The sequence below is a fragment of the Lysobacter sp. ESA13C genome (genome assembly GCF_019970005.1).
In the GTDB taxonomy this organism is placed as follows: Bacteria; Pseudomonadota; Gammaproteobacteria; order Xanthomonadales; family Xanthomonadaceae; genus Lysobacter; species Lysobacter antibioticus_B.
In genome coordinates, this window is record NZ_JAHXYK010000005.1 from 306,194 (window position 1) to 329,493 (window position 23,300).

Here is a 23,300-nt window from a genome sequence, read left to right on the forward strand (position 1 = left end):
CACTCAACCCGCCGCGCACGCGGCAACCGCGTCGTCGCTTTCCTTGCCCACGGCCATCGCCGTCCGCCCGGGCGCATCCAAGCGCGCCGCCCACACCGCCAACACCAGGCCCGACAGCGTCACCAAGGCCGCGACCCAGGTCACCGCACCGAGGCCGGGGCCGTATTCGATCACCGCGCCGCCGAGCCAGGCGCCGAGCGCGTTGCCGAGGTTGAAGGCGCCGATGTTGAGGCTGGATGCCAGGTTCTGCCCAGCCGGATCGGTCTTCTGCAGCACCCACAGCTGCAGCGGCGACACCGTCGCGAACGCGGCGACGCCGAGCAGGCCGACGAAGGCGATCGCGGCGATCTGGTTGTGCAGGGCGAAGGTCATCAGCCCGAGTACGACGGCCAGCGCGATCAGGGTCGAGATCAAGGCCGGGGCGAGGCGTTTGTCGGCCAGGCGCCCGCCGAGGATGTTGCCGAGGATCATGCCGACGCCGAACACCAACAGGATCGGCGACACCGCCGCCTCGCCGAACCCGCTGATGCGGGTCAGGATCGGCTGGATGAAGGTGTAGACCGTGAACACGCCGGCGAAGCCGAGCACCGTCATCGCCAGGCCGAGCAGCACCTGCGGATGCACGACCGCTTTCACTTCCTTGCGCAGCGCGACGGGCTCGGGCGCCTTCTTTTCTTTCGGCACCAGGGTCGCGATGACGACAGTGGCGATCAGGCCGATCACGGCCACGGCCCAGAACGTCGAACGCCAACCGTGGTGCAGGCCGAGCCAGGCGCCGGCCGGCACGCCGAGCAGGGTGGCGACGGTCAGGCCGGTGAACATGATCGAGATCGCCGAGGCTTTCTTGTCGGCCGGCACCAGGCCGGTCGCGACCACCGCGCCGACGCCGAAGAAGGTGCCGTGGGCGAGCGAGGTGATCACCCGCGCGATCATCAGCACGGTGTAGTTCGGCGCGATCGCACAGACGATGTTGCCGATGGTGAAGATCACCATCAGCGCCACCAGCACCGCCTTGCGCGGCATGCGCCCGGTGGCGATGGTCAGCACCGGCGCGCCGACGAACACGCCCAGGGCGTAGCCGGAGATCAACAGTCCGGCCGCGGCCAGGCCGACCTGCAGGTCGGCGGCGACCTGCAGCAGCAGGCCCATGATCACGAATTCGGTGGTGCCGATACCGAAGGCGCCGACGGTCAGCGCGTACAGCGCGACCGGCAGGCCGCGGCGGGCGGCAGGCGTAGCGGGGGAGGAGGCATGCATGACGGCGTGTCCGCGGAAACGATGCGGCAGCCTAGGCCGTTGCATCTTGTGGAAAAACGCCCAAGATGACGAATCACTATCAACGATTCGTTGAGAATGTCATGGACCGCATCGCCGACCTCAGCCTGTTCCTGCGCGTGCTCGACCTCGGCTCGATCAGCGCCGCCGCCCGCAGCCTCGACCTGTCGGTCGCGGTCGCCAGCCAACGCCTGAAGCGGCTCGAACGCGACCTGGGCGTGCGCCTGTTGCACCGGACCACCCGGCAACTGCATGCCACCGCCGAAGGCACGGCCCTGGCCGAACGCGGCCGCGCGGTGATTGAAGAGCTCGAAGCCCTGACCGCCGACCTGCGCCAGGCCGGCAGCGAGCCGAGCGGCATCCTGCGCGTGACCACCTCGGCCTCGTTCGGGCGCATGTACATCTCGCCCCTGCTGCCGGAGTTCCAGCGCCGCTATCCGGCGGTGCGGCTCAGCGTCAACCTCAACGACGAGCGCCTGGACCTGATCGGTTCCGGCATGGACCTCGCCATCCGGATCGGCCCGCTCGACGATTCCAGCCTGGTCGCGCGCAAGCTCGCCGACAACCGCCGCGTGCTGGCTTGTTCGCCCGACTACCTGCGGCGTCGCGTCGCCCCGCGCATACCGCAGGACCTGGCCGACCACGAATGCCTGCTCCTGGTCGGCGCGCAGGGGCGCATGGAGTATTGGAGCCTGCTCGACCGCGACGGCCATGCCTCCAGCCTGCGCGTCAACGGCCACCTCGAGAGCAACTTCGGCGAAGTCCTGCGCGACGCCGCGATCGCCGGCCTCGGCATCGCCCACTTCTCGGTCTGGCACGTGCATGAGGATCTGCGCAGCGGGCGATTGGTGCGCGTGTTGCCCGATTACACCTTGCCCGACACCGCGATCAGCGCGGTGATGCCGCAACGCCGTTTCGTACCGACGCGGGTGCGCGTGTTCGTGGATTTTCTCGCCGAGTGGTTCGGCGAGGTGCCGCCGTGGGAGCGGGGTGGGTGAGGGGAGCGAAGGGGGCGCTATCGCGGCCTCTTGGGATTGTCGGATCTTATCTTTTGCCCGTGTATTCCGTCGTTCCGGTGAAAACCGGTGCCATCTGATTTCGTCGCGAGTCTGCTGTGGCGCGGTCGCGGCTTGCGCCGCTCCTACCCAAGAGCAGCGGCGGCCGTTGCCGTTGCTGTGCGCCGTCTCGCACTCGCGGAGGCAATCGAAGACCCGGAGGGCGGCGCGCAAGGATGCGCGCCGTTTTTCATCGGGACAGGGATGTCCCGTATGAAAAATCCCCGCGTATGCACCGAGCGTGCGGGCCTGTGATTCAAAGGAAAGCAACTTCTTTGGTTACCTTTCTTTTGTTGCTTTAGACAAAAGAAAGTAACCCGCCGCTTTAGTGGCGGAAGCTTTTATCGTTTGATCTTGCTTGTATGAAAGTCATAAGCAAGTGCAGAGCTTCCGTCCGCTAACGCGGCCGGGTTACTTTCTTTTGCTAAGCCCAAAAGAAAGCTAACCAAAGAAAAGGGCTCTCCTTGCAAGGGCACAGGCCACGAGTGCGATGCTAGCGCCGGGATTTTTCGATAAGACGTCCCTGTCTTATCGAAAAACGGCGCACGTCCTGTGCGCCGCCCTACGGGTCTACGGTTGACCGGTAAAGCGGCAAGAGCCACGGCAGATCAAAATCACGGCAACGGCAACGGCAACGGCAACGGCAACGGCAACGGCAACGGCAACGGCCGTCGCTGCTCTTGGGTAGGAGCGGCGCGAGCCGCGACCGCGCAACTGCATGCGCGACGAAACGCATGCGCCCTGCTAAACCTTCAACCCATCCTCAATCGAACGCGAACGCATCCAGCGCCAACGACCCCATCTCGTGCGAACGATGGATCGTGCGCACCCTCGGTTCGTCGCCGGCCGCGCCCATCGCCACGAACAGCGGCATCAGGTGTTCGACGGTCGGATGCGCATGACGCGCGTGCGGGGCCTGTTCCTGCCAGTCGAGCAGGGCCGCGTGGTCGCCGGCGGCGAGTTTGTCGTGCATCCAGGCGCTGAACTCGGCCGCCCACGGCGGCATCGGTGCGTCGCGGTGGCGCCAGTCCAGGTCGCCCAGGTTGTGCACGAAACCGCCCGAGCCGATCACCAGCACGCCTTCGTCGCGCAACAGCGACAAGGCGCGGCCGACGGCGTAGTGCTCGGCGGCGGTGCCGTGCGGCATCACCGACAGCGGCACTACCGGGATGTCGGCCTGCGGGTACATGCGCCGCAGCGGCACCCACACGCCATGGTCGAGGCCGTGGTGATCGCGCAGTTTGGCCGGCAGGCCGGCCACGACCAGGCGATCGAACACTTCCTCGGCCAGGTCCGGCGAGCCGGCGGCGGGGTAGTGGATCTGGTACAGCGGCTCGGGGAAGCCGCCGAAGTCGTGCACGGTGTGCGGGCGGACGTGGCCGCCGACCATAGTCCGGTCGGTCATGAAATGCGCCGAGGCGATCACGATCGCGCGCGGCCACGGCAGTTGCTGGCCGAGGTCGTCGAGAAAACGCCCGGCGGGCGTGTCCTCGATCGCCAGCATCGGCGAACCGTGGGAAAGGAACAGCGTCGGCAGGCGAGTCGGGATGTCCATGATCCCAGGGTGATCCCGCTTGCGCTGTTTTCCAAGTTGGGCCACTGCGCTTGATCGTTCTGCGGCTGTGCTCAATGCCCGGAATGAGACTGCATTGTTGAGCGCGCTCGGGCGAGGCAAGGACGTCCGCCACAGAACCGCAAGTGGGACAGGCGAGCGGCCGACCCCGCCGCGTCGTCCGGGTCTGGCAAAATAGCGGGCTCACTCACCCGCAGGCCCCTTGCACATGAGCCACTTCGATATCCGTTCGACCGTCCGTCCCGACCCCGACAAGCCGATGGTGGACATCGCCGACTACGTCGCCGATTACAAGATCGATTCGAAAGAGGCTTACGACACCGCCCGCTACATGCTGCTTGACTCGCTGGCCTGCGCCGCGCTGGCGATGGACCACAAGGAATGCCTGAAGCACCTCGGCCCGCTGGTGCCGGGCGCCGAGATGAAGGGCGGCGCGCGCGTCCCCTACACCGGCTTCGAGCTCGACCCGGTCCAGGCCGCCTACAACATCGGCGTGCAGATCCGCTGGCTCGACTTCAACGACACCTGGCTCGCCGCCGAATGGGGCCACCCCTCCGACAACCTCGGCGCCATCCTCGGCGTCGCCGATTACCTGGGCCGCAAGGCCGAGGCCGAAGGTGGCCAGGCGATGACCGTGCGCGACGTGCTCGGCCACGCCATCAAGGCCCACGAGATCCAGGGCGGCTACGCGCTCAAGAACTCGTTCAACCGCGTCGGCCTCGACCACGTGATCCTGGTCCGCCTGGCTTCGACCGCCGTCACCACCCAGATGCTCGGCGGCGACAAGGACGCGATCGTCACCGCGGTCTCGCATTCGTGGATCGACAACGGAGTGCTGCGCACCTACCGCCACGCCCCGAACACCGGCCCGCGCAAGAGCTGGGCCGCCGGCGACGCCTGCCGCCGCGCCGTCACTCACGCCCTTAACGCCGTCAAGGGCGTGGTCGGCTACCCGAGCGCGCTGTCGGTCAAGACCTGGGGCTTCTACGACATCGCCTTCAAGGGCAAGCAGTTCGAGTTCGAGCGTCCGTTCGGCAGCTACGTGATGGAGAACGTGCTGTTCAAGATCAGCTTCCCGGCCGAGTTCCACGCCCAGACCGCGGTCGAGTGCGCGATGAAGCTGCACGAGCAGGTCAAGGACAAGCTGGACCAGATCGAGCGTATCGAGCTGGAGACCCAGGAAGCCGGCGTGCGCATCATCGACAAGACCGGCCCGCTGGCGAACTACGCCGACCGCGACCACTGCCTGCAGTACATGGTCGCCGTGCCGCTGATCTTCGGCCGCCTGACCGCCGACGACTATGTCGACGCCATCGCCGCCGACCCGCGCATCGACGCCCTGCGCGACAAGATGACGGTCAAGGAGAACGAGCAGTTCACCAAGGACTACTTCGACCCCGACAAGCGCTACATCGGCAACTCGGTGCAGGTGTTCTTCAAGGACGGCAGCTCGACCGACAAGGTCTCGATCGACTACCCGATCGGTCACCGCAAGCGCCGCGCCGAAGGCATCCCGGTGCTGATGGCCAAGTTCGAGGCCGCCGTGCGCGCCAAGCTGCCGGCCGCCCAGGCCGACCGCCTGCTGGCCCTGGCCAACAACCCGGCCGAGCTGGAAGCGCTGCCGGTGACCGAGTTCATGAGCCTGTTCGCGCAGCCGGCCCGTTAATCAACACCCCGGATGTGCACAACCATCGTTTGGATTCGGTACGCCCAAACTGAATGGACCGCGACCAGGTTCCATAATTCATGGAACTTGGTCGAATGTTAGACGGTTGTTAACACCGCTTTCACGTTGGCAAACCTACTCTGCGCGGGATGGCGTCATCAGGCGGCCGTCCTGAACGGTAGAAACCTCGCAGACGCGGTTTCCATATTTTTGAACCAAGGAGCTACAAGATGAATAAGAAACTCCTCTGCGCCGCCCTGCTGGGTGGCCTGAGCCTTGCCCAGGTCGCCAGCGCGCAGGACTTCGACGATCGTTGGTACCTGACCGGCGCTGCCGGCATGAACATCCAGGACAACGACCGCGGTACCCGCAATGCTCCGTTCGGTGCGATCGGCCTCGGCAAGTTCCTCAACAAGAACTGGTCGCTCGACGGCGAGCTGAACTATCAGAACCCGAAGTTCGACGCCAACCAGGACGCCAACTGGAGCCAGTACGGCATCTCGTTGGACCTGCGCCGCCACTTCGTCACCGACGGCCGCAACTGGAACCCCTACCTGCTGATGGGCCTGGGCTACCAGCGTTCGGAAGAGGAATATTTCATCCCGTCGCCGCTGTCGCCGGCTGACCGCAAGGACGGCAACTTCGCCGCCAAGGTCGGCGTCGGTATCCAGGGCGACCTGGGCCGCGTCGGTATCCGTACCGAACTGGCTTACCGCGCCGACTTCGACGACAGCAGCGTCAACGCTCCGCAGGAAGACTGGTTCGGCGACGTGCTGGCTTCGGTCGGCATCGTGGTGCCGCTGGGTCCGGAGCCCACCGCTCCGGTCGGTCCGGCTCCGGTGGTTGAGCCGGGCTGCGCCGACAAGGACGACGACGGCGACGGCGTGAACAACTGCGACGACAAGTGCCCGGGTTCGCAGGCTGGCCAGACCATCGGTCCGGACGGCTGCCCGGTGCCGGTGACGATCGACCTGAAGGGCGTCAACTTCGACTTCGACAAGGCCACGCTGCGTCCTGACGCGGTTGCGATCCTGAACGAAGCCGCTGAGATCCTGAAGCGTTACCCCGACCTGAAGGTCGAGGTGGCCGGTCACACCGACTCGAAGGGCACCGATGCGTACAACCAGAAGCTGTCGGAGCGTCGCGCGAAGGCTGCGTACGACTACCTGACCAGCAATGGCGTGGACGCTGGCCGTCTGGTGGGTCCGGTGGGTTACGGCGAGAGCCGTCCGATCGCTCCGAACACCAATGAAGACGGTTCGGACAATCCGGAAGGCCGTGCGAAGAACCGTCGCACCGAGCTGAACGTCCAGAACTAAGCGACACCCGCGGGTTCTTCGGAACCCGCACCGCAACACCCGAAGCCCGGCCTCGTGCCGGGCTTCGTTTTTTATGTTCGGCCGCTTTGGAAAATCCGACCGGCGGCCCAGTTTGTTTCTAAAACTCGACCGTTCGTCGGCGCATCCGCGCGAGGGCGGGCATACCCGCTGCCGAAAACGTTAATTAACGAACCTGGCTTCACTGGGCTGAACTACGTTAAGTGGTATTAACAAACGCGTTGACAGTGTATGATCGCCCCCGCCAGTGACCGCGGCGCCGGCCCTGCCAGTGCTGAGCGTGTCTCTGTCACAGGAGTCAGCGCCGCATAAGACTGTCCCGATCAAACAGTCCCGATCACCCCCCGTTCCGATCGATCTGAAGGAGTTAGATATGAAGATCCGTATGTTGAGCACCGCACTGCTGGCGGGCTTGGCCTTTTCGCAGGCGGCCAGTGCGCAAGATTTCGACGACCGCTGGTACCTGACCGGCGCTGCCGGCATGAACATCCAGGACAACGACCGCGGCACCCGCAACGCTCCGTTCGGCGCGATCGGCCTGGGCAAGTTCCTGAGCAAGAACTGGTCGCTCGACGGTGAGCTGAACTACCAGAACCCGAAGTTCGACGCCAACCAGGACGCCAACTGGAGCCAGTACGGCATCTCGCTGGACCTGCGTCGCCATTTCGTCACCGACGGCCGCAACTGGAACCCGTACCTGCTGGCCGGCCTGGGCTACCAGCGTTCGGAAGAGGAATATTTCATCCCGTCGCCGCTGTCGCCGGCTGACCGCAAGGACGGCAACTTCGCCGCCAAGGTCGGCGTCGGTATCCAGGGCGACCTGGGCCGCGTCGGTATCCGTACCGAACTGGCATACCGCGCCGATTTCGACGACAGCAGCGTCAACGCTCCGTCGGAAGACTGGTTCGGCGACGTGCTGGCTTCGGTCGGCATCGTGGTGCCGCTGGGTCCGGAACCCACCGCTCCGGTCGGTCCGGCTCCGGTGGTTGAGCCGGGCTGCGCCGACAAGGACGACGACGGCGACGGCGTGAACAACTGCGACGACAAGTGCCCGGGTTCGCAGGCTGGCCAGACCATCGGTCCGGACGGCTGCCCGGTGCCGGTGACGATCGACCTGAAGGGCGTCAACTTCGACTTCGACAAGGCCACGCTGCGTCCTGACGCGGTTGCGATCCTGAACGAAGCCGCTGAGATCCTGAAGCGTTACCCCGACCTGAAGGTCGAGGTGGCCGGTCACACCGACTCGAAGGGCACCGATGCGTACAACCAGAAGCTGTCGGAGCGTCGCGCGAAGGCTGCGTACGACTACCTGACCAGCAATGGCGTGGACGCTGGCCGTCTGGTGGGTCCGGTGGGTTACGGCGAGAGCCGTCCGATCGCTCCGAACACCAACGAAGACGGTTCGGACAATCCGGAAGGCCGTGCGAAGAACCGTCGCACCGAGCTGAACGTCCAGAACTAAGCGACACCCGCGGGTTCTTCGGAACCCGCACCGCAACACCCGAAGCCCGGCCTTGTGCCGGGCTTCGTTTTTTTCGACCCCCGCATGGCGCACGGCTGCCAGAGCGGCGACGGCGAAGGCAACGTCATCGACCAGCGCGAGCGCGCGGCGATCGAGCGACGAGCGCGCGACGGCCCGGGCAAAGCGCCCGTATGCGTGACGAATGCGTGGCGAATGCGGCCGGCGCTCGTACGCGCGCCGGCGTTCGCGCCGGTTGTTCGATCCGCCCCCCGCGCCTACACTGGCGTATAGCCTTTGCACGACGTCCGGGTATTCGCGCCCGGGCAGAACTACGGGAGAGAGTCATGCGCCACGCCATCGCCGGATTGACGTTGTTCCTCATCGCCGGAGCGGCGCAGGCGCAAGGCGCCAGCAACTGCGCGGCCTTGACCGCCGCCCGCGCGCAGCCGGTGCAGCCGACCCTGATCGCACCGATCTCGCCGGAACTGGTCGCTCCCTCGCATCAGCTCGGCGCGCCGACCGGCGTGCTCTCGCAGGCGCTCGACGAAGCGCTCTCGGCCGACCAGGTGCTGCTGCGCATCCGTCTCGATGGTTGCAACGTCGCCAAGGCCACGCCGGCATCGACCGGCATGCCCTCGGTCAATGACCCGGCCGCCTATAAGCCCAAGACCCAGTTCGACAACACGCCGTGGCGCTTCGATATGAGCCAGGGCGGCAAGCGCATGACCGCCGATGAGTTCAGCGCCTGGATGAAGGCCAAGGGCGTGCGCGTGGCCAAGGGCAACGGCACTGCGGCCGCCGCCGCTCCGGCCGCGGCCCCGGTGGTCGAGCCGGCCCCGGCGCCGGTCGAAGACAAGAAGAAAAAGAAGTAAGCCTCGCCACTGCGACGCGCTGCTTACGGCCGCGGGCATTGCTCGCGGCCGTTTCGCTTTTACGATCCGGATTTGGCGTGGCGCCCGCATCGAAGCCGCATCGCCTTGCGTTCCCGCCATCCAAAGCCGCTTAGCGCCTTGAACAAGATTCTGCCTTGAACAAGCTCTCGCCTTGAACAAGATTCCGCCCCGACACGGTCTGGCCCGCGTGCTGTCCAAGCAAGGCCTGTGCTCGCGCAGCGAAGCGGCGAAATGGATCGCCGCCGGCCGCGTCGCGGTCGACGGCCGCATCGTCCGCGATCCCGAGTTTCCGATCGTGCAGGGCCGCCATCGCGTTGCCGTCGACGGCAACGCCATCGATGCCGCACCGCGCATCTACCTGATGCTCAACAAACCGCGTGGGTTGGTCACGACCGCCCAGGACGAACGCGGCCGCGATACCGTCTACCGCTGCTTCGACGGCGCCGGCCTGCCGTGGCTCGCGCCGGTCGGGCGCCTGGACAAGGCCAGCGAAGGCCTGCTGCTGTTCTGCAACGACCCGCAATGGGCGGCGCGCATCACCGATCCCGACCTCGGGCCGGACAAGACCTATCACGTCCAGATCGACACGCTGCCCGCGCCGGCCTTGCTGGCGGCGCTGCACGAAGGCGTGATCGAGGAGGGCGAGCGCCTGCGCGCCAAGTCGGCGACCTTGCTGCGCGCCGGCGAGAAGAATGCCTGGCTGGAGATCGTGCTCGACGAGGGCCGCAACCGGCAGATTCGGCGCCTGCTCGCCGCCTTCGATATCGAAGTGCTGCGTCTGGTCCGGGTCGCGATCGGCCCGCTGCTGCTCGGCGATCTCGGCAAGCGCGAATGGCGCGAGCTCAGCGCCGCCGAGGCGGCGGCGCTGGTCGGGTCGGACTAGGGAGGCGCGTCGTCGTCGCGCCATCGCGCGAGGCGGGCGTCGAGCAAGTTCGCTACCACCTCGAAGGCGCGCGCGTCGCCCGGGCCGCGTGCGTCGTGGCTGGCGCCCTTGCCGTGGTTGCAACGCGTGCAGGCGAGGGCGAGGTTGCGCGGGTCGTCGGCATCCTCGCCGACCCTAGCGGTCAGGGCCGCCGCGGCGCGGCGGCCGAACCAGGCGCTCGGCACGACGTGTTCGAGCGAGGCCGAGCCGATCGCGGCACCGTCCTCGCTCAGGGCGAGCGCACACCGGCAGTGCAGGCAGCGCGTGCGCCAGACGCCGTCGTCCAGGCGCGCCAGCGCGTCGGTGCGCACGGCCTGCAACAGGCGGCGGCGCAGGACGACGCGCATGCGCTCAGTGGCCGATCAGGCTAGGGGTTCAGGCCTTGATCACGCCGAGCTCGCGACCGATCTTGATGAAGGCGGCGATGGCGCGATCGAGGTGCTCGCGCGTGTGCGCGGCCGACATCTGGGTGCGGATGCGCGCCTGGCCCTGCGGCACGACCGGGAAGAAGAAACCGATCGCATAGATGCCTTCTTCGAGCAGGCGCGCAGCGAACTTCTGCGCCAGCGGCGCGTCGTACAGCATTACCGGGCTGATCGGATGCACGCCCGGCTTGATGTCGAAACCGGCCGCGGTCATCCGCTCGCGGAAATAGCGCGTGTTCTCGACCAACTGCTCGCGCAGATCGCCGGCCGCCGAGAGCATCTCGAAAGCCTTGATGCCGGCGGCGACCACGTGCGGCGGCAGCGAGTTCGAGAACAGGTAGGGACGCGAGCGCTGGCGCAGCAATTCGACCACTTCCTTCCTGGCGGTGGTGAAACCGCCGAGCGCGCCGCCCATGGCCTTGCCGAGGGTGCCGGTGAAGATGTCGATCTTGTCCATCACGCCCTTGACCTCGGCCGAGCCGCGGCCGCTGCCGCCGAGGAAGCCGGTGGCATGGCATTCGTCGATATGCACCAGCGCGTCGTACTTTTTCGCGAGCGCGGTGATTTCGTCGAGTGGGGCGATGAAGCCGTCCATCGAGAACACGCCGTCGCTGGTGATCAGCTTGGTCTTGCAACCGGCGGCATCGGCGGCCTGCAACTGCTTTTCCAGGTCGGCCATGTCGCAGTTGGCGTAGCGGAAGCGCTTGGCCTTGCACAGGCGCACGCCGTCGATGATCGAGGCGTGGTTGAGTGCGTCGGAGATGATCGCGTCGTTCTCGCCGAGCAGCGGCTCGAACAGGCCGCCGTTGGCGTCGAAGCAGGCGGCGTAGAGGATGGTGTCCTGCGTGCCGAAGAAGTCCGAGATGGTCTTCTCGAGCTGCTTGTGCAGGTCCTGGGTGCCGCAGATGAAGCGCACCGAGGCCATGCCGAAGCCGTGCGTGTCGAGCGCGTCCTTCGCCGCCTGGATCACCTCGGGGTGATCGGCCAGGCCGAGATAATTGTTGGCGCAGAAGTTCAGCACCGTGCGGCCGTCTTCGAGAACGATCTCGGCCGACTGCGGGCTGGTGATGATGCGTTCGGCCTTGAACAGACCCTGGGCGCGGATCTCGTCGAGGGTGTCGGCGTAGTGTTGCGTGAGAGCGGGCTTGGTCAGGCTCGATGCGTCGGACACGGGCGGCTTCCGATGGGGAGGAAAGCCGCCATTCTATTCCAGACCCTTTACCCAGGCCCGTCGGCTGCGTTCATGCCGTTGGCCTGGCCCTTGCGTGCCCAAGCGGCCGATTGCTTCTGCAGCGCGGGCGGGTGGGCGACCAATCCGTACTTGGCGGGATGTTGCGCCGGCCGGTTCTTGAAATCGCCGCCGGCGGCCAGGGATTGCGCTAGCCAGTCGAACGCGTAGGGGGGGGGCGGTGTCGCAGCTGGGCTGTGGCCGTGATCGTGGCTGTAGCTGTAGCTGTAGCTGTAGCTGTAGCTGTAGCTGTTGCTGTTGTTGTGGGGATTTTGCTGTTGCTGTGCGCCGATTCGCACTTGCGAAGGCAGTGGAAGGCCCGGAGGGCGGTCCGCATGGATGCGGGCCGTTTTTCATCGGGACAGGGATGTCCCGTATGAAAAAGCCCTGCGCCGGCAACGATCGTGCGGGCCTGTGATTCAAAACGAAAGCACTTTTCTTTGGTTACTTTCTTTTGTTGCTTTAGACAAAAGAAAGTTACCCGCCGCTTTAGTGGCGGAAGCTTTTATCGTTTGATCTTGCTTCGTTAGAAGCCACAAGCAAGTGCAAAGCTGCCACCACTGTAGGAGCGACGTAAGTCGCGACCAAGGGACGTGCAGTAAGGGCGCCGCCGATACTATTCACAGAAACGCCGTGCCCTCGCGAGGGTAGGAGCGGCGCGAGCCGCGACCGCGTCCTGTCGTGCGCCGGTGTCTCCGGCCGGGGATAGCGAAGCAACATCAAGAGCAAAGCTTCCGCCCGCTACGCGGCCGGGTTACTTTCTTTTGCTAAGCCCAAAAGAAAAGTAACCAAAGAAAAGGGCTCTCCTTGCAAGGGCACAGGCCACGAGTGCGATGCTGTCGCCGGGATTTTTCGATAGGACATCCTTGTCCTATCGAAAAACGGCGCACGTCCTGTGCGCCGCCCTCCGGGTCTCCACTTGACCGGCAAAGCGGCAAAGCAGATCAAAATCTCGGCAACGGCAACCAGCGCGTGCAGACACGCTGCGCTACCCGCAGATGCGACGAAGGCGCCCAAAGGCGCCCTCGTCGTGACCGGTTTCGTGTCGCCTATCGTGTCGCTGGGCGATACCTCGCGATCAGTTCCAGCTCAACACGACCTTGCCCGCCTTGCCCGCTTCCATCAGGTCGAAACCCTTCTGGAAATCGTCGATGGGCAGCTGGTGGGTGAGCACCTTGCCGAGCGGGAAACCCGACAGCACGAGCTGGGTCATCTTGTACCAGGTCTCGTACATCTTGCGGCCGTACATGCCGTGCAGGGTCAGGCCCTTGAAGATGATCTTGTCCCAGTCGGCGCCGGCGCCCTTGGGCATGATGCCGAGCATGGCGATCTTGCCGCCGTGGTACATGCAGTCGAGCATGTCGTTGAAGGCGCGCGGGTTGCCGCTCATTTCCAGGCCGACGTCGAAGCCTTCCATGTGCAGGTCGGCCATCACGTCCTTGAGCGACTGGTTGGCGACGTTGACCACGCGGGTGGCGCCCATGTCGGCGGCCAACTTGAGGCGGAAATCGTTGACGTCGGTGACGACCACGTTGCGCGCGCCGATGTGCTTGCAAATGCCCGCGGCGATGATGCCGATCGGGCCGGCGCCGGTGATCAGCACGTCCTCGCCGACCACGTCGAACTCCAGCGCGCAATGCGCGGCGTTGCCGTAGGGGTCGAAGAACGCGGCCAGCTCGCTCGGGATCTGGTCGGGGATCGGCCACAGGTTGCTGGCCGGCATGACGATGTACTCGGCGAAGGCGCCATTGCGGTTGACGCCGATGCCGACGGTGTTCGGGCACAGGTGCTGGCGACCGCCGCGGCAGTTGCGACAGTGGCCGCAGACGATATGGCCTTCGGCCGAGACGCGCTGGCCGGGACGGTAGCCGACCACGCCGGGGCCGAGATCGACCACGCGGCCGACGAATTCGTGGCCGATCACCAGGCCGGGCTTGATGGTGCGCTGGCTCCACTCGTCCCACAGGTAGATGTGCAGGTCCGTGCCGCAGATCGCGGTCTTTTCGAGCTTGATCAACACCTCGTTCGGGCCGGGCACCGGCACCGGCACTTCTTCCATCCAGATGCCCTTACCGGCTTCGCGCTTGACCAGAGCCTTCATCGTTTGCGTCATGGGAATCGATACCTGAGAGCTGCGGCCGTGCCGCGCGGGAGACAGGCGCGAATTATACGCCGGCGATGTCGCCCGGGCCGGGCGGGGGTTTGCCCGCGCCGGCCGGCTTGGCCTATCGTCGCGGCTTCGTAATGTTCCGGAATGACCATGCGCCCCCGTGTGTTAGCCCTGTCCCTGGCGCTGTGCGCCACCGCCGCCCAGGCCGACGAAGGCATGTGGATGCCCTCGCAACTGCCCGAGATCGCGCGCCAGCTGCGCGCCGCCGGTTTCAAGGGCGATCCGGCCGATCTGGCCGAGTTGACCCGCGCGCCGATGAACGCTGTGGTCAAGGTCGGCGGCGCCACCGGCGCCTTCGTCTCCGGCGAGGGGCTGGTGCTGACCAATCACCACGTGGCCTTCGGCGTCATCCAGTACAACTCCAAGCCTGAGCGCGACCTCATCGGCAACGGCTTCGTCGCCGCCGACCGCGCCGCCGAGCTGCCGGCCAACCCGGATTTCCGCGTGCTGGTCACCACCGGTTTCGACAAGGTCACCGAGCGCATCCTCGCCGATGCGCGCGGCAAGCGCGGCCGCGCTTATTACGAAGCCGTCGATGCGGCGACCAAGGCGGTCGTCGCCGAGTGCGAGCGCGAAGCCGGTTATCGCTGCAGCGTCGCCAACATGTACTACGGCACCGATTTCTATCTGATCCGCCAACTGGAACTGCGCGATATCCGCCTGGTGTATGCGCCGCCGGACGCCATCGGCAACTACGGCGACGAGGTCGACAACTTCGTCTGGCCGCGCCACAGCGGCGATTTCACCCTGTTGCGCGCCTACGTCGGCAAGGACGGCAAGCCCGCCGATTACTCGCCCGACAACGTGCCCTACGCGCCGCCGGGGCACCTGCAGATCGCCACCGAGCCGGTGCGCGAAGGCGATTACGCCATGCTTGCCGGTTACCCCGGTGTGACCTTCCGCCATCGCATGGCGGCCGAGTTCGCCCAGCAGATCGAATGGCAGCTGCCGTCGCGCGTGGCCCTGTACGCCGGCATGATCAAGACGGTCGAACAGGCCGCTGTCTCCGACGCCGAAGCCAAGGTGCGCTATGCCGCGCAAGTGGCCGGCTTCAAGAACACGCTCAAGCGCGCCCAGGGCGAACTCGACGGCCTGCGCCGCAGCGATGCGGTGCGCGTACGCCGCGACGACGAGACCGCGATGCTGGCCTGGCTGAGCAAGCAGGCCGATGCCAAGGCGATCCGTACCGACATCGACGCGGCGCAGAAAGTGCTCGACGACGCGGCATCGACCCGCGACCGCGATCAATTGCTGACCGCGATCCGCACCCAGGCGCAGCTGTTGAACGCGGCCCTGACCCTGCAGCGCCTGGCGCTCGAACACGCCAAGCCCGACGGCGAGCGCGAGACCGGTTACCAGCAGCGCGACGAAACCCTGATCGCCGGCCGGCTCAAGCAAGTGCAGCGCCGTTATGCGCCTGAAGTCGAGAAGGCGCTGCTGCTCGACCTGCTGACTCAATACAAGGCGTTGCCGAAAACCTCGCGCGTACCGGAGTTCGACCGTGTCTTCGCCGGCGAAGACGCCGCCACCCTTAAGCGCAGCCTCGCCGCGCTGTATGCAGGCACCCGGCTCGGCGACGAGGCGGTGCGCCTGCAGGCGATGAAGGCCGACGCCAAGACCTTGGCCGGGTCCGACGACAGCCTGTTGCGCGCCGCGGCGGCGCTGACCCCGGCGATCCTGGCGCTGGAAGAACAAACCAAGAGTCGCGACGGCGAGCTGTTGCGCCTGCGCCCGGCCTATATGCGCGCCTTGATCGGCTTCCGTAAATCGCAGGGGCGCGCGGTGTATCCGGACGCCAACTCGACCTTGCGCGTGAGCTACGGTGCGGTCAGCACCATGGACCCGCGCGACGGCGTGCGTTATCGGCCGCTGACGACGGTGCAGGGCATCGTCGAGAAGCACACCGGCGTCAAACCCTTCGATGCGCCGCAAGCCTTGCGCGATGCGATCGCCAAGGGCGATTACGGCAGCACCGTCGATCCCGAACTGAAGACCCAGACCGTCGATTTCCTGACCAACCTCGACACCACCGGCGGCAATTCCGGCTCGCCCGTGCTCGATGCCCACGGTCGCTTGATCGGCCTGAACTTCGACAGCAACTGGGAGGCGGTCAGCGCCAGCTGGATGTTCGACCCGCGCTACAAGCGCGCGATCCACGTCGACATGCGCTATATGCGCTGGCTGCTGGCCAAGGTCTATCCGGCCCCGCACCTGCTCGGCGAGATGCAGTTGCCGGCGGAATAAAAGCGAGGAGTGAGCGCAGAGGAGCGAGAAACGAGCGGCGGCGCCGCTTCTTGCTCACTCCTCACTCCTCTGCACTCGCTTCTGCCTCGACATGGCGACCCGGTGCCGTCCAAGCTAGAATCGGAAGCCATTTTCTTATTTGAATCAGGGGTATACGCATGCGTTACACGAAACTGGCTACGGCCATGGTCATGGCCGGCACGCTGGGCGGCCTCGCTACGACGGCCCAGGCCGTCGAAGGCATGTGGGTGCCGCAGCAGTTGCCCGAGATCTCCGCGCCGCTGAAGCAGGCCGGGCTCAAGCTCAACGCCAAGCAGTTGGCCGACCTCACCGGCGACCCGATGGGCGCGGTGGTTTCGCTCGGCGGCTGCACCGCCAGCTTCGTCTCGCCGCGCGGCCTGGTGGTGACCAATCATCACTGCGCTTACGGCGCGATCCAGCTCAATTCGACCGCGCAGAGGAACCTGATGCGCGACGGCTTCAACGCCGCGGCCCCGGGCGATGAAGTCTCGGCCGGCCCTGCTTCGCGCATCTACGTGCTCGACTCGATCCAGGACGTGACCGCGCAGATCAAAAGCGCGATCGCCGAGGCGGTCGAACCGATCGACCGCACCCACGCGTTGGAGACGGTAGAGAAGCAACTGATCGCCCAGTGCGAGGCCGAGCCCGGCTACGCCTGCGAGGTCTACAGCTTTTTCGGCGGCAGCACCTACCGTCTGTTCCGGCGCATCGAAATCAAGGACGTGCGCCTGGTCTACGCGCCGCCCGGCAGCGTCGGCAACTACGGCGGCGAAGTCGACAACTGGATGTGGCCGCGCCACACCGGCGACTTCTCCTTCTATCGCGCCTATGTCGGCAAGGACGGCAAGCCGGCCGCGTACGCGAAGGACAACGTGCCCTACCAGCCCAAGCACTACCTGAAGATCGCCGACAAGCCGCTCGGCGAGGGCGACTTCGTCATGGTCGCCGGCTACCCGGGGCGCACCAACCGCTACGCGCTCGCGGCCGAGTTCGACGCCACCGCGGACTGGATGTATCCGACCCTGTCGCAGCACTACAAGAATCTGGTCGCTCTGGTCGGGCAGACCGCGAAGCAGGATCCCGAAATCGGCGTGAAGTACGCCAGCACCGTGCGCGGTTGGCAGAACACGCTGAAGAACTACGACGGCCAGCTCGAAGGTTTCGAGCGCATCGGCGCGGCGAAGAAGAAGCACGCCGACGAAGAGGCCGTGCTGGCCTGGCTCGGCAAGCGCGGTAAGGCCGGCGCGCCGGCGTTGGCCGGCCACGCCAAGATGATCGAGCAGATCGAGGCCGCCAACGCGCACCGCGAGCGCGACACCGTGTTCTCGCAGCTGCGCCGTTTCGGCGTGATCGCCGCGTCCGGCACCCTGTATCGCCTCGCGGTCGAACGCGCCAAGCCCGACGCCGAGCGCGAGCCCGGTTACCAGCAGCGCGATCTGCCCTCGATCAAGGCCGCGCTGGAGCAGATGGAGCGTCGCTACGACCCGCGCATGGACCGCGAGCTGCAGGCTTACTGGCTGCGCGAGTACGTCAAGCTGCCCGCCGGCGAACGCATCGCCGAACTCGACCGTTGGCTCGGCGGTTCCGACGAGAAGGCGATCAAGCGCGCGCTCGACAAGCTGGCCAAGACCAAGCTCGGCAGCACCAAGGAGCGTCTGGCCCTGATCGACGACGACCGCGCCGCCATGGACAAGAGCCGCGATCCGGCGATCCAGATGGCCAAGGCGCTGTTCCCGGCGGCGCTGCGCCTGGAGCAGGAAGGCAAGGCCCGCGACGGCGAAACCCTGATCGCGCGCCCGGCCTACCTGCAGGGCGTGATCGACTATCGCAAGAGCAAGAAGCAGGCGGTCTACCCGGACGCCAACTCGACCCTGCGCATCACCTTCGGCAACGTCAAGGCCTACACCAAGCTCGACGGCAGCAAGCAGGCCTCGTTCACCAAGCTCGAAGAGGTCGCCGCCAAAGCCACCGGCCAGGAGCCGTTCAACGCGCCGCAGAACCTGCTCGACGCGATCTCGGCCAAGCGCTATGCCGGCCTGAGCGACAAGCGCCTGAAGACGGTGCCGGTGAACTTCCTGTCCGACCTCGACATCACCGGCGGCAACTCCGGTTCGCCGGTGCTGGACGGCGAAGGCAAGCTGGTCGGCCTGGCCTTCGACGGCAACTGGGAGTCGGTGAGCTCGAACTGGCTGTTCGACCCGGTGATGACCCGGATGATCTCGGTCGACCAGCGCTACATGCGCTGGATCATGCAGGAGGTCTATCCGGCGCCGCAGCTGCTGACCGAGCTCGGCGTGCCGGCGAAGAAGTAAGCCGCCGCAGCCACCCGCAAGCGCAAACGCCGGTCGGTTCGCCGACCGGCGTTTGCGTTTGTGCGGGTGCGACGATCCAAAGGGGGTAGGAGCGCCGCGAGCCGCGACCGCGCGGTCGCGGCTCGCGCCGCTCCTACCCCGACAGCGTGAAGCCATGCGGCGCGACTTGCTTGAACTAACGAAATTTTTAGATTGCCGAGGGCCGGGCACGGGCAGCAGCCACAAACACGCTGAAGCGCGACGAACCGTAGCGCCGCCGAGCCGCGCTTCGACGGATCCGGAATGGCCTTCGCAGAAACAGCCGGGCTAGACTCGACCTCCCGCCTTCCAAGGGACGCTTTGATGCAATACACGGTGCTGGCCCGATCACTGGCCATGGCAGGGACGTTGTCGTGCACGCTGGCCTGGCATGGGGCCGCCCGGGCGGTCGAGGGCGTATGGACGCCGCAGCAATTCCCCGAACTCGCGAGCAAGCTCAAACAGGCCGGGCTGCGGGCCACGCCCAAGCAGCTCGCGCAACTGAGCGACCCGAAAGGCGACCCGCTCGGCGCGGTGGTGCCGTTCGGCGGCTGCACCGCGAGCTTCGTCTCGCCCAAGGGCCTGCTGCTGACCAACCACCATTGCGCGCTCGCCGCGCTGCAGCTCAATTCGACGCCGCAGAAAAGCCGGCTGCGCGACGGGTTCAAGACCGGCACCAACAACGAGGAAGTTTCGGCCGGTGCCAACGCGCGCATCTTCGTGCTCGATTCGGTCCAGGACGTCACCGCGCGGGTGCAGGCGGCGCTGACCGCGGCGGCCGACCCGCTCGCGCGCATCGCCGCGCTCGACGCGCTGGAGAAGCAACTGGTCGCCGAGTGCGAGACCCAGGCCGATTACGGTTGCCGTCTCTACAGTTTCTCCGGCGGCAACCGCTATCAACTGCAGCGCAGCATCGAGATCCGCGACCTGCGCCTGGTCTATGCGCCGCCGGAAAGCATCGGCAACTTCGGCGGCGAGACCGACAACTGGTCGTGGCCGCGCCACACCGGCGATTTCGCCTTCTACCGCGCCTACGTCGGCAAGGACGGCAAGCCGGCGCCGTTCGCGATCGACAACGTGCCCTACCAACCCAAGCGTTGGCTCAAGATCGCCGACAAGCCGCTGGGCGCGGGCGATTTCGTCATGCTCGCCGGCTTTCCGGGCATGACCAACCGCTACGCCATGGCCGACGATTTCGAGGCCAACGCCGACTGGACCTATCCGACCGTCGCCGCGCATTACCGCCGTCTCGCCGCCTTGATCGAAGCCGAAGGCCGCAAGAGCCCCGAGGTCGCGAGCAAGTATGTCGGGACCCTGCGCGGTTGGCTGGGCGCGGCCAAGAGTTACGAAAGCCAGATCGAAAGCTTCCGCCGCACCAACGCGGCCCAGGCCAAGCGCAGCGAAGAAACCGGTTTGCTGGAGTGGCTGCGTAAGCAGGGCGCGGGAGGCGAGGCGGCCTTGGCCGCGCACGCACGTCTGGTCGAACTCGGCCAGCAGGCGCGCGCCGAACGCGACCGCGACCTGGTGCTCGGCCAGTTGTACGCGACCGGCACCCTCAGTGCCGCGACCCAGCTGTACCGGCTGGCGATCGAGCGCGACAAACCCGATGCGCAACGCGAGAACGGCTACCGCCAACGCGACCTGGGCGCGTTCGAGAACCGGCTCAAGCAGGCCGACCGCCGCTTTGATGTGCGCATGGACCGGCAGTTGCAGAACTACTGGCTGCACGAGTACGTCAAGCTGCCGAAAGAACAGCGCGTCGCGGCGCTCGACCAATGGCTGGAAGGCGACGACGAAAAAGCGATCAAGCGCGCCCTCGATCGCATCGGAAAATCGCGCCTGGCCAACCCCGAACAACGTGCGAGCTGGCTCAAGGCCGACCGCGCCACCTTCGAGAAGAGCAAGGATGCCGGCAAGGACGGCGCGATCCAGTTCGCGGTCGCGGTGATGCCGACGATGCTGGAAATGGAGCGGGAAATCCGCAGCCGCGCGGGCGAGACCTTGAGCGTGCGGCCGGTGTACCTGAAAGCGCTGGCCGACTACCGCAAGGGCCTCGGCCAGCCGGCCTATCCCGACGCCAATGGCTCCCTGCGTATCAGCTACGGCACGGTGTCGCCCTACACGAAGGACAACGGCGCCAAGCAACTGCCGTTCACCCGGCTCGAGGAAATCGCCGCGCGCAACAGCGGCAAGCCGCCGTTCGACGCCCCGCCGGCCTTGCTCGATGCGATCGCGGCGAAGCGGTTCAGCGCCAACCTCGTCGACAAGCGTTTGGGTTCAGTGCCGGTGAATTTCCTCGCCGACCTCGACATCAGCGGCGGCAACTCCGGCTCGCCGGTGCTGGACGGGCAGGGCAAGCTGGCGGGCATCGCCTTCGACAGCAACTGGGAATCGGTGAGCGCGAGCTGGCTGTTCGACCCGGCGTTGACGCGGACCATCTCGGTCGACCAGCGCTATTTGCGCTGGGTGCTGCAGGACGTGTTCCCGGCGCCAAGGTTGTTGGCGGAGATGGGGGTTCCGGCGACTGGGAAGTAGGTTGGCCCGCTGTCGCTGGAGTGGTTGTTGTTGACGCAAATTTTGTCGCCGCTGCAGTTTCGGTTGAACTAGCCGTTGCTTTTGCCGTTGCTTTTGCCGTTGCTTTTGCCGTTGCCGTTGCCGTTGCCGTTGCGGTTGCGGTTGCGGTTGCTGTTGCTGTTGCTGTGCGCCGCCTAAGCCTTGCGAAGGCCATAGAAGACCCGAAGGGCGGCCCGCAGGGATGCGGGCCGTTTTTCATCGGGACAGGGATGTCCCGTATGAAAAATCTCCGCGTGTGCATCGCTCGTGCGGGCCCTTGATTCAAAGAAAAGCATTTTTCTTTGGTTACCTTTCTTTTGTTGCTTATGACAAAAGAAAGTAACCCGCCGCTTTAGTGGCGGAAGCTTTAGGCGTTTGATCTAGATCTTGCCTGAGCGATACGCCGCAAACCCGCGACAGCGCGGTCGCGGCTCGCGCCGCTCCTACCCGGGGCTCTAGCCGGCAGCGGCGCGAGATTGAGGCGTTGCGGTCGCGACTTACGTCGCTCCTACAGGGGTGGAATCGCTGTACTACGTTGCCTAGGCACGGGCGGGGATCCCTCCACTGTAGGAGCGACGTGAGTCGCGACCACGTCAGGCGGCCTCTGGCGAACCCATTCAAGCAAGAGCAGAGCTTCCGCCCGCTACGCGGCCGGGTTACTTTCTTTTGCTAAGCCCAAAAGTCCGTCTGGATTCCCTTCGGTCAAAGGTAACCAAAGAAAAGGGCTCTCCTTGCAAGGGCACAGGCGACGAGTGCGATGCTCGCGCCGGGATTTTTCGATAGGACATCCTTGTCCTATCGAAAAACGCCGCACGTCCTGTGCGGCGCCCTCCGGGTCTCCAGGCGTTCTCGCGAGTTTGATACTGCGCCAAGCTCATCGCGGCAACGGCAACGGCAACGGCAACGGCAAGAGCAAGAGCAAGAGCAAGAGCAAGAGCAACAAAGTGGCTGCCCGGCGCGAATCGCAACTCACGCGCCCGCGACCACACCGATGCGCCCAAAAAAGAGGCCGGCATACGCCGGCCTCCTCTCTCCCCAATGCGAAACGACGATCAGCGCGGATTGCAGACCAGGTGGCCGACGCTGTAGCTGGCGGTGCGTACGCCCGACTCGCTGTAGACGCCCTCGCAGCTGAGCTGCGCCTGGCCGACGACCTTGCCGGCGGCGTCGAAATACACATAGAACTCGCCGATTTCGTCCGGACCCGGCGGGCGGGCGAGGGCGACGGTGGCGACGAGGGCGGCGACGAGGCCGAGACCGAGGGCGAAAGATTTACGCATGACGAACTCCCATCTTTGCAAAGGCAGATTGGATACCCGGCGCGGTGACGGACACGGGGCCGGACAGTGGCGTGATCTTCGATGGTGCGGGCGCGCTGTGCGCCAAGCGTCGCTCACGCTCGACGGTGTCGTGCCGGTGCGCCGATCGCTCAGATCGGTGGTGCGGGACGAACGAGGCGGTCGTTACCGTGCGGATGCGCGACATGGATCGTGCCGCGGCGAAACCGAAGGCGGCGATCGCCGGATCGATCAGATTTCAGGGTCGCAGATGAAATAACCGTCGCTGTAGTTCTTGGTGAACTTGCCCCAGGATTCGCGGGTGTTGTCGCAGCGAATGGCCGAGTAGCCGACCACGGTGCCGTTGTCGTCGTAGTAGGTGTAGAACTGGCCGGGACCGGTGGGGCCGATTGCAGCGACTGCGGCGCCGACCGCGGCGAGCGCCGCGAAGCCGAGCGTCAGAGCGAGTTTCTTGCGCATTGGTGTTCTCTCTTCGGATGCCGGCAGGACGCCGGCGCCACGACGCTAGGACCCGGGTCGCGATTTCTCAATGTGCCATCGCGACTCGATTCGTATCTTTGTGACGCGGTTCCGAAGCGCAATCGTAAATTGCTAATTCCTGCACAAAACGCGTTGCGCCCGGGCGAGGGCGGCGGTCGAACTCATGAACGTGGTCGCGCTTGCCAAGCGGCGGTCCGCTGCCTTAGGCTGCGCGGGCAGTCGCGGATTCCCATGCCAGCCGGCCCCGTCTCCCGACCCGTGTCAGATGCCGCCTCATGCGGCGCCGCTACCCAGCGGCATCGTGGCCCCAGCTTCAGCCTGAGGGCGCGAGATCCAACCGTAGTGCCGGCTCGCTCGTGCTCCGTGGT

Annotated in this window: 17 protein-coding genes; 9 read left to right on the forward strand and 8 right to left on the reverse strand. The window is 65.9% G+C overall.

What is annotated here, in order from left to right; translation table 11 throughout:
* Positions 1–3: 3 nt before the first annotated feature.
* Positions 4–1,257 (reverse strand): MFS transporter, encoded by a 1,254-nt coding sequence (locus LC490_RS12635; protein ID WP_152566318.1) that lies wholly within the window; start codon positions 1,255–1,257, stop codon positions 4–6.
* A gap of 101 nt (positions 1,258–1,358) precedes the next feature.
* On the opposite strand from LC490_RS12635, the gene LC490_RS12640 reads away from it, so the two are divergent.
* Positions 1,359–2,273, forward strand: a complete 915-nt coding sequence (locus LC490_RS12640; RefSeq protein ID WP_223620358.1) for a LysR family transcriptional regulator — start codon at positions 1,359–1,361, stop codon at positions 2,271–2,273.
* An 820-nt stretch (positions 2,274–3,093) separates the two neighbouring features.
* Here the strand turns inward: LC490_RS12640 and LC490_RS12645 are convergent.
* Positions 3,094–3,885 carry a class III extradiol ring-cleavage dioxygenase gene (locus tag LC490_RS12645; protein ID WP_223620359.1) on the reverse strand — a complete coding sequence of 264 codons (792 nt, stop codon included), beginning with the start codon at positions 3,883–3,885 and terminating at the stop codon, positions 3,094–3,096.
* A 226-nt stretch (positions 3,886–4,111) separates the two neighbouring features.
* Between LC490_RS12645 and LC490_RS12650 the strand changes: the two genes are divergently transcribed.
* The 5 genes from LC490_RS12650 (at position 4,112) to LC490_RS12670 (ending at position 10,144) form a co-directional block, all read left to right on the forward strand.
* Entirely contained in the window at positions 4,112–5,569 is a 1,458-nt protein-coding gene (locus LC490_RS12650) for a bifunctional 2-methylcitrate dehydratase/aconitate hydratase (RefSeq protein WP_031374247.1), read from the forward strand.
* Positions 5,570–5,799: 230 nt separating this feature from the next.
* Positions 5,800–6,888, forward strand: a complete 1,089-nt coding sequence (locus LC490_RS12655; protein WP_223620360.1) for an OmpA family protein — start codon at positions 5,800–5,802, stop codon at positions 6,886–6,888.
* A gap of 391 nt (positions 6,889–7,279) precedes the next feature.
* Entirely contained in the window at positions 7,280–8,368 is a 1,089-nt protein-coding gene (locus LC490_RS12660; RefSeq protein WP_223620361.1) for an OmpA family protein, read from the forward strand.
* Positions 8,369–8,712: 344 nt separating this feature from the next.
* Entirely contained in the window at positions 8,713–9,240 is a 528-nt protein-coding gene (locus tag LC490_RS12665; RefSeq protein WP_223620362.1) for a hypothetical protein, read from the forward strand.
* Between the two features lie 172 nt (positions 9,241–9,412).
* Positions 9,413–10,144: a pseudouridine synthase gene (locus LC490_RS12670; protein ID WP_051885448.1), complete on the forward strand. Its 732-nt coding sequence runs from the start codon at positions 9,413–9,415 to the stop codon at positions 10,142–10,144.
* Here the strand turns inward: LC490_RS12670 and LC490_RS12675 are convergent.
* The 4 genes from LC490_RS12675 to tdh all read right to left on the reverse strand — a co-directional run bounded on the left by LC490_RS12675 (position 10,141) and on the right by tdh (position 13,949).
* Positions 10,141–10,530 carry a hypothetical protein gene (locus LC490_RS12675; RefSeq protein WP_031374240.1) on the reverse strand — a complete coding sequence of 130 codons (390 nt, stop codon included), beginning with the start codon at positions 10,528–10,530 and terminating at the stop codon, positions 10,141–10,143. The two genes, LC490_RS12670 and LC490_RS12675, sit on opposite strands and share 4 nt — an antisense overlap.
* 28 nt (positions 10,531–10,558) lie before the next feature.
* Complete coding sequence (gene kbl, locus LC490_RS12680; RefSeq protein WP_223620363.1) at positions 10,559–11,779, reverse strand: glycine C-acetyltransferase; 1,221 nt, start codon at positions 11,777–11,779, stop codon at positions 10,559–10,561.
* Positions 11,780–11,826: 47 nt separating this feature from the next.
* Entirely contained in the window at positions 11,827–12,135 is a 309-nt protein-coding gene (locus tag LC490_RS12685; RefSeq protein ID WP_223620364.1) for a hypothetical protein, read from the reverse strand.
* A gap of 779 nt (positions 12,136–12,914) precedes the next feature.
* On the reverse strand, positions 12,915–13,949 hold the full coding sequence (tdh, locus tag LC490_RS12690) for an L-threonine 3-dehydrogenase (RefSeq protein ID WP_031374186.1): 1,035 nt from the start codon (positions 13,947–13,949) through the stop codon (positions 12,915–12,917).
* 147 nt (positions 13,950–14,096) lie between these two features.
* On the opposite strand from tdh, the gene LC490_RS12695 reads away from it, so the two are divergent.
* The 3 genes from LC490_RS12695 (at position 14,097) to LC490_RS12705 (ending at position 21,136) form a co-directional block, all read left to right on the forward strand.
* On the forward strand, positions 14,097–16,250 hold the full coding sequence (locus LC490_RS12695) for a S46 family peptidase (protein ID WP_223620365.1): 2,154 nt from the start codon (positions 14,097–14,099) through the stop codon (positions 16,248–16,250).
* Between the two features lie 242 nt (positions 16,251–16,492).
* Positions 16,493–18,583: a S46 family peptidase gene (locus tag LC490_RS12700; protein ID WP_223620498.1), complete on the forward strand. Its 2,091-nt coding sequence runs from the start codon at positions 16,493–16,495 to the stop codon at positions 18,581–18,583.
* A gap of 375 nt (positions 18,584–18,958) precedes the next feature.
* Positions 18,959–21,136 carry a S46 family peptidase gene (locus LC490_RS12705; protein WP_223620366.1) on the forward strand — a complete coding sequence of 726 codons (2,178 nt, stop codon included), beginning with the start codon at positions 18,959–18,961 and terminating at the stop codon, positions 21,134–21,136.
* Between the two features lie 1,070 nt (positions 21,137–22,206).
* On the opposite strand, the gene LC490_RS12710 is transcribed toward LC490_RS12705, so the two are convergent.
* Positions 22,207–22,434 carry a DUF6289 family protein gene (locus LC490_RS12710; RefSeq protein WP_223620367.1) on the reverse strand — a complete coding sequence of 76 codons (228 nt, stop codon included), beginning with the start codon at positions 22,432–22,434 and terminating at the stop codon, positions 22,207–22,209.
* A 249-nt stretch (positions 22,435–22,683) separates the two neighbouring features.
* Entirely contained in the window at positions 22,684–22,911 is a 228-nt protein-coding gene (locus LC490_RS12715) for a DUF6289 family protein (RefSeq protein WP_031374244.1), read from the reverse strand.
* Positions 22,912–23,300 lie beyond the last annotated feature (389 nt).

Excerpts from the sequence above, each read along its gene's own strand:
- LC490_RS12675 (WP_031374240.1), bottom strand. The coding sequence starts at position 10,530 with ATGCGCGTCGTCCTGCGCCGCCGCCTGTTGCAGGCCGTGCGCACCGAC.
- LC490_RS12695 (WP_223620365.1), top strand. The coding sequence starts at position 14,097 with ATGCGCCCCCGTGTGTTAGCCCTGTCCCTGGCGCTGTGCGCCACCGCC.
- tdh (WP_031374186.1), bottom strand. The coding sequence starts at position 13,949 with ATGACGCAAACGATGAAGGCTCTGGTCAAGCGCGAAGCCGGTAAGGGC.
- LC490_RS12715 (WP_031374244.1), bottom strand. The coding sequence starts at position 22,911 with ATGCGCAAGAAACTCGCTCTGACGCTCGGCTTCGCGGCGCTCGCCGCG.
- LC490_RS12645 (WP_223620359.1), bottom strand. The coding sequence starts at position 3,885 with ATGGACATCCCGACTCGCCTGCCGACGCTGTTCCTTTCCCACGGTTCG.
- LC490_RS12660 (WP_223620361.1), top strand. The coding sequence starts at position 7,280 with ATGAAGATCCGTATGTTGAGCACCGCACTGCTGGCGGGCTTGGCCTTT.
- LC490_RS12635 (WP_152566318.1), bottom strand. The coding sequence starts at position 1,257 with ATGCATGCCTCCTCCCCCGCTACGCCTGCCGCCCGCCGCGGCCTGCCG.
- LC490_RS12650 (WP_031374247.1), top strand. The coding sequence starts at position 4,112 with ATGAGCCACTTCGATATCCGTTCGACCGTCCGTCCCGACCCCGACAAG.
- LC490_RS12710 (WP_223620367.1), bottom strand. The coding sequence starts at position 22,434 with ATGCGTAAATCTTTCGCCCTCGGTCTCGGCCTCGTCGCCGCCCTCGTC.
- LC490_RS12665 (WP_223620362.1), top strand. The coding sequence starts at position 8,713 with ATGCGCCACGCCATCGCCGGATTGACGTTGTTCCTCATCGCCGGAGCG.
- LC490_RS12705 (WP_223620366.1), top strand. The coding sequence starts at position 18,959 with ATGGCAGGGACGTTGTCGTGCACGCTGGCCTGGCATGGGGCCGCCCGG.
- LC490_RS12640 (WP_223620358.1), top strand. The coding sequence starts at position 1,359 with ATGGACCGCATCGCCGACCTCAGCCTGTTCCTGCGCGTGCTCGACCTC.
- LC490_RS12700 (WP_223620498.1), top strand. The coding sequence starts at position 16,493 with ATGTGGGTGCCGCAGCAGTTGCCCGAGATCTCCGCGCCGCTGAAGCAG.
- LC490_RS12655 (WP_223620360.1), top strand. The coding sequence starts at position 5,800 with ATGAATAAGAAACTCCTCTGCGCCGCCCTGCTGGGTGGCCTGAGCCTT.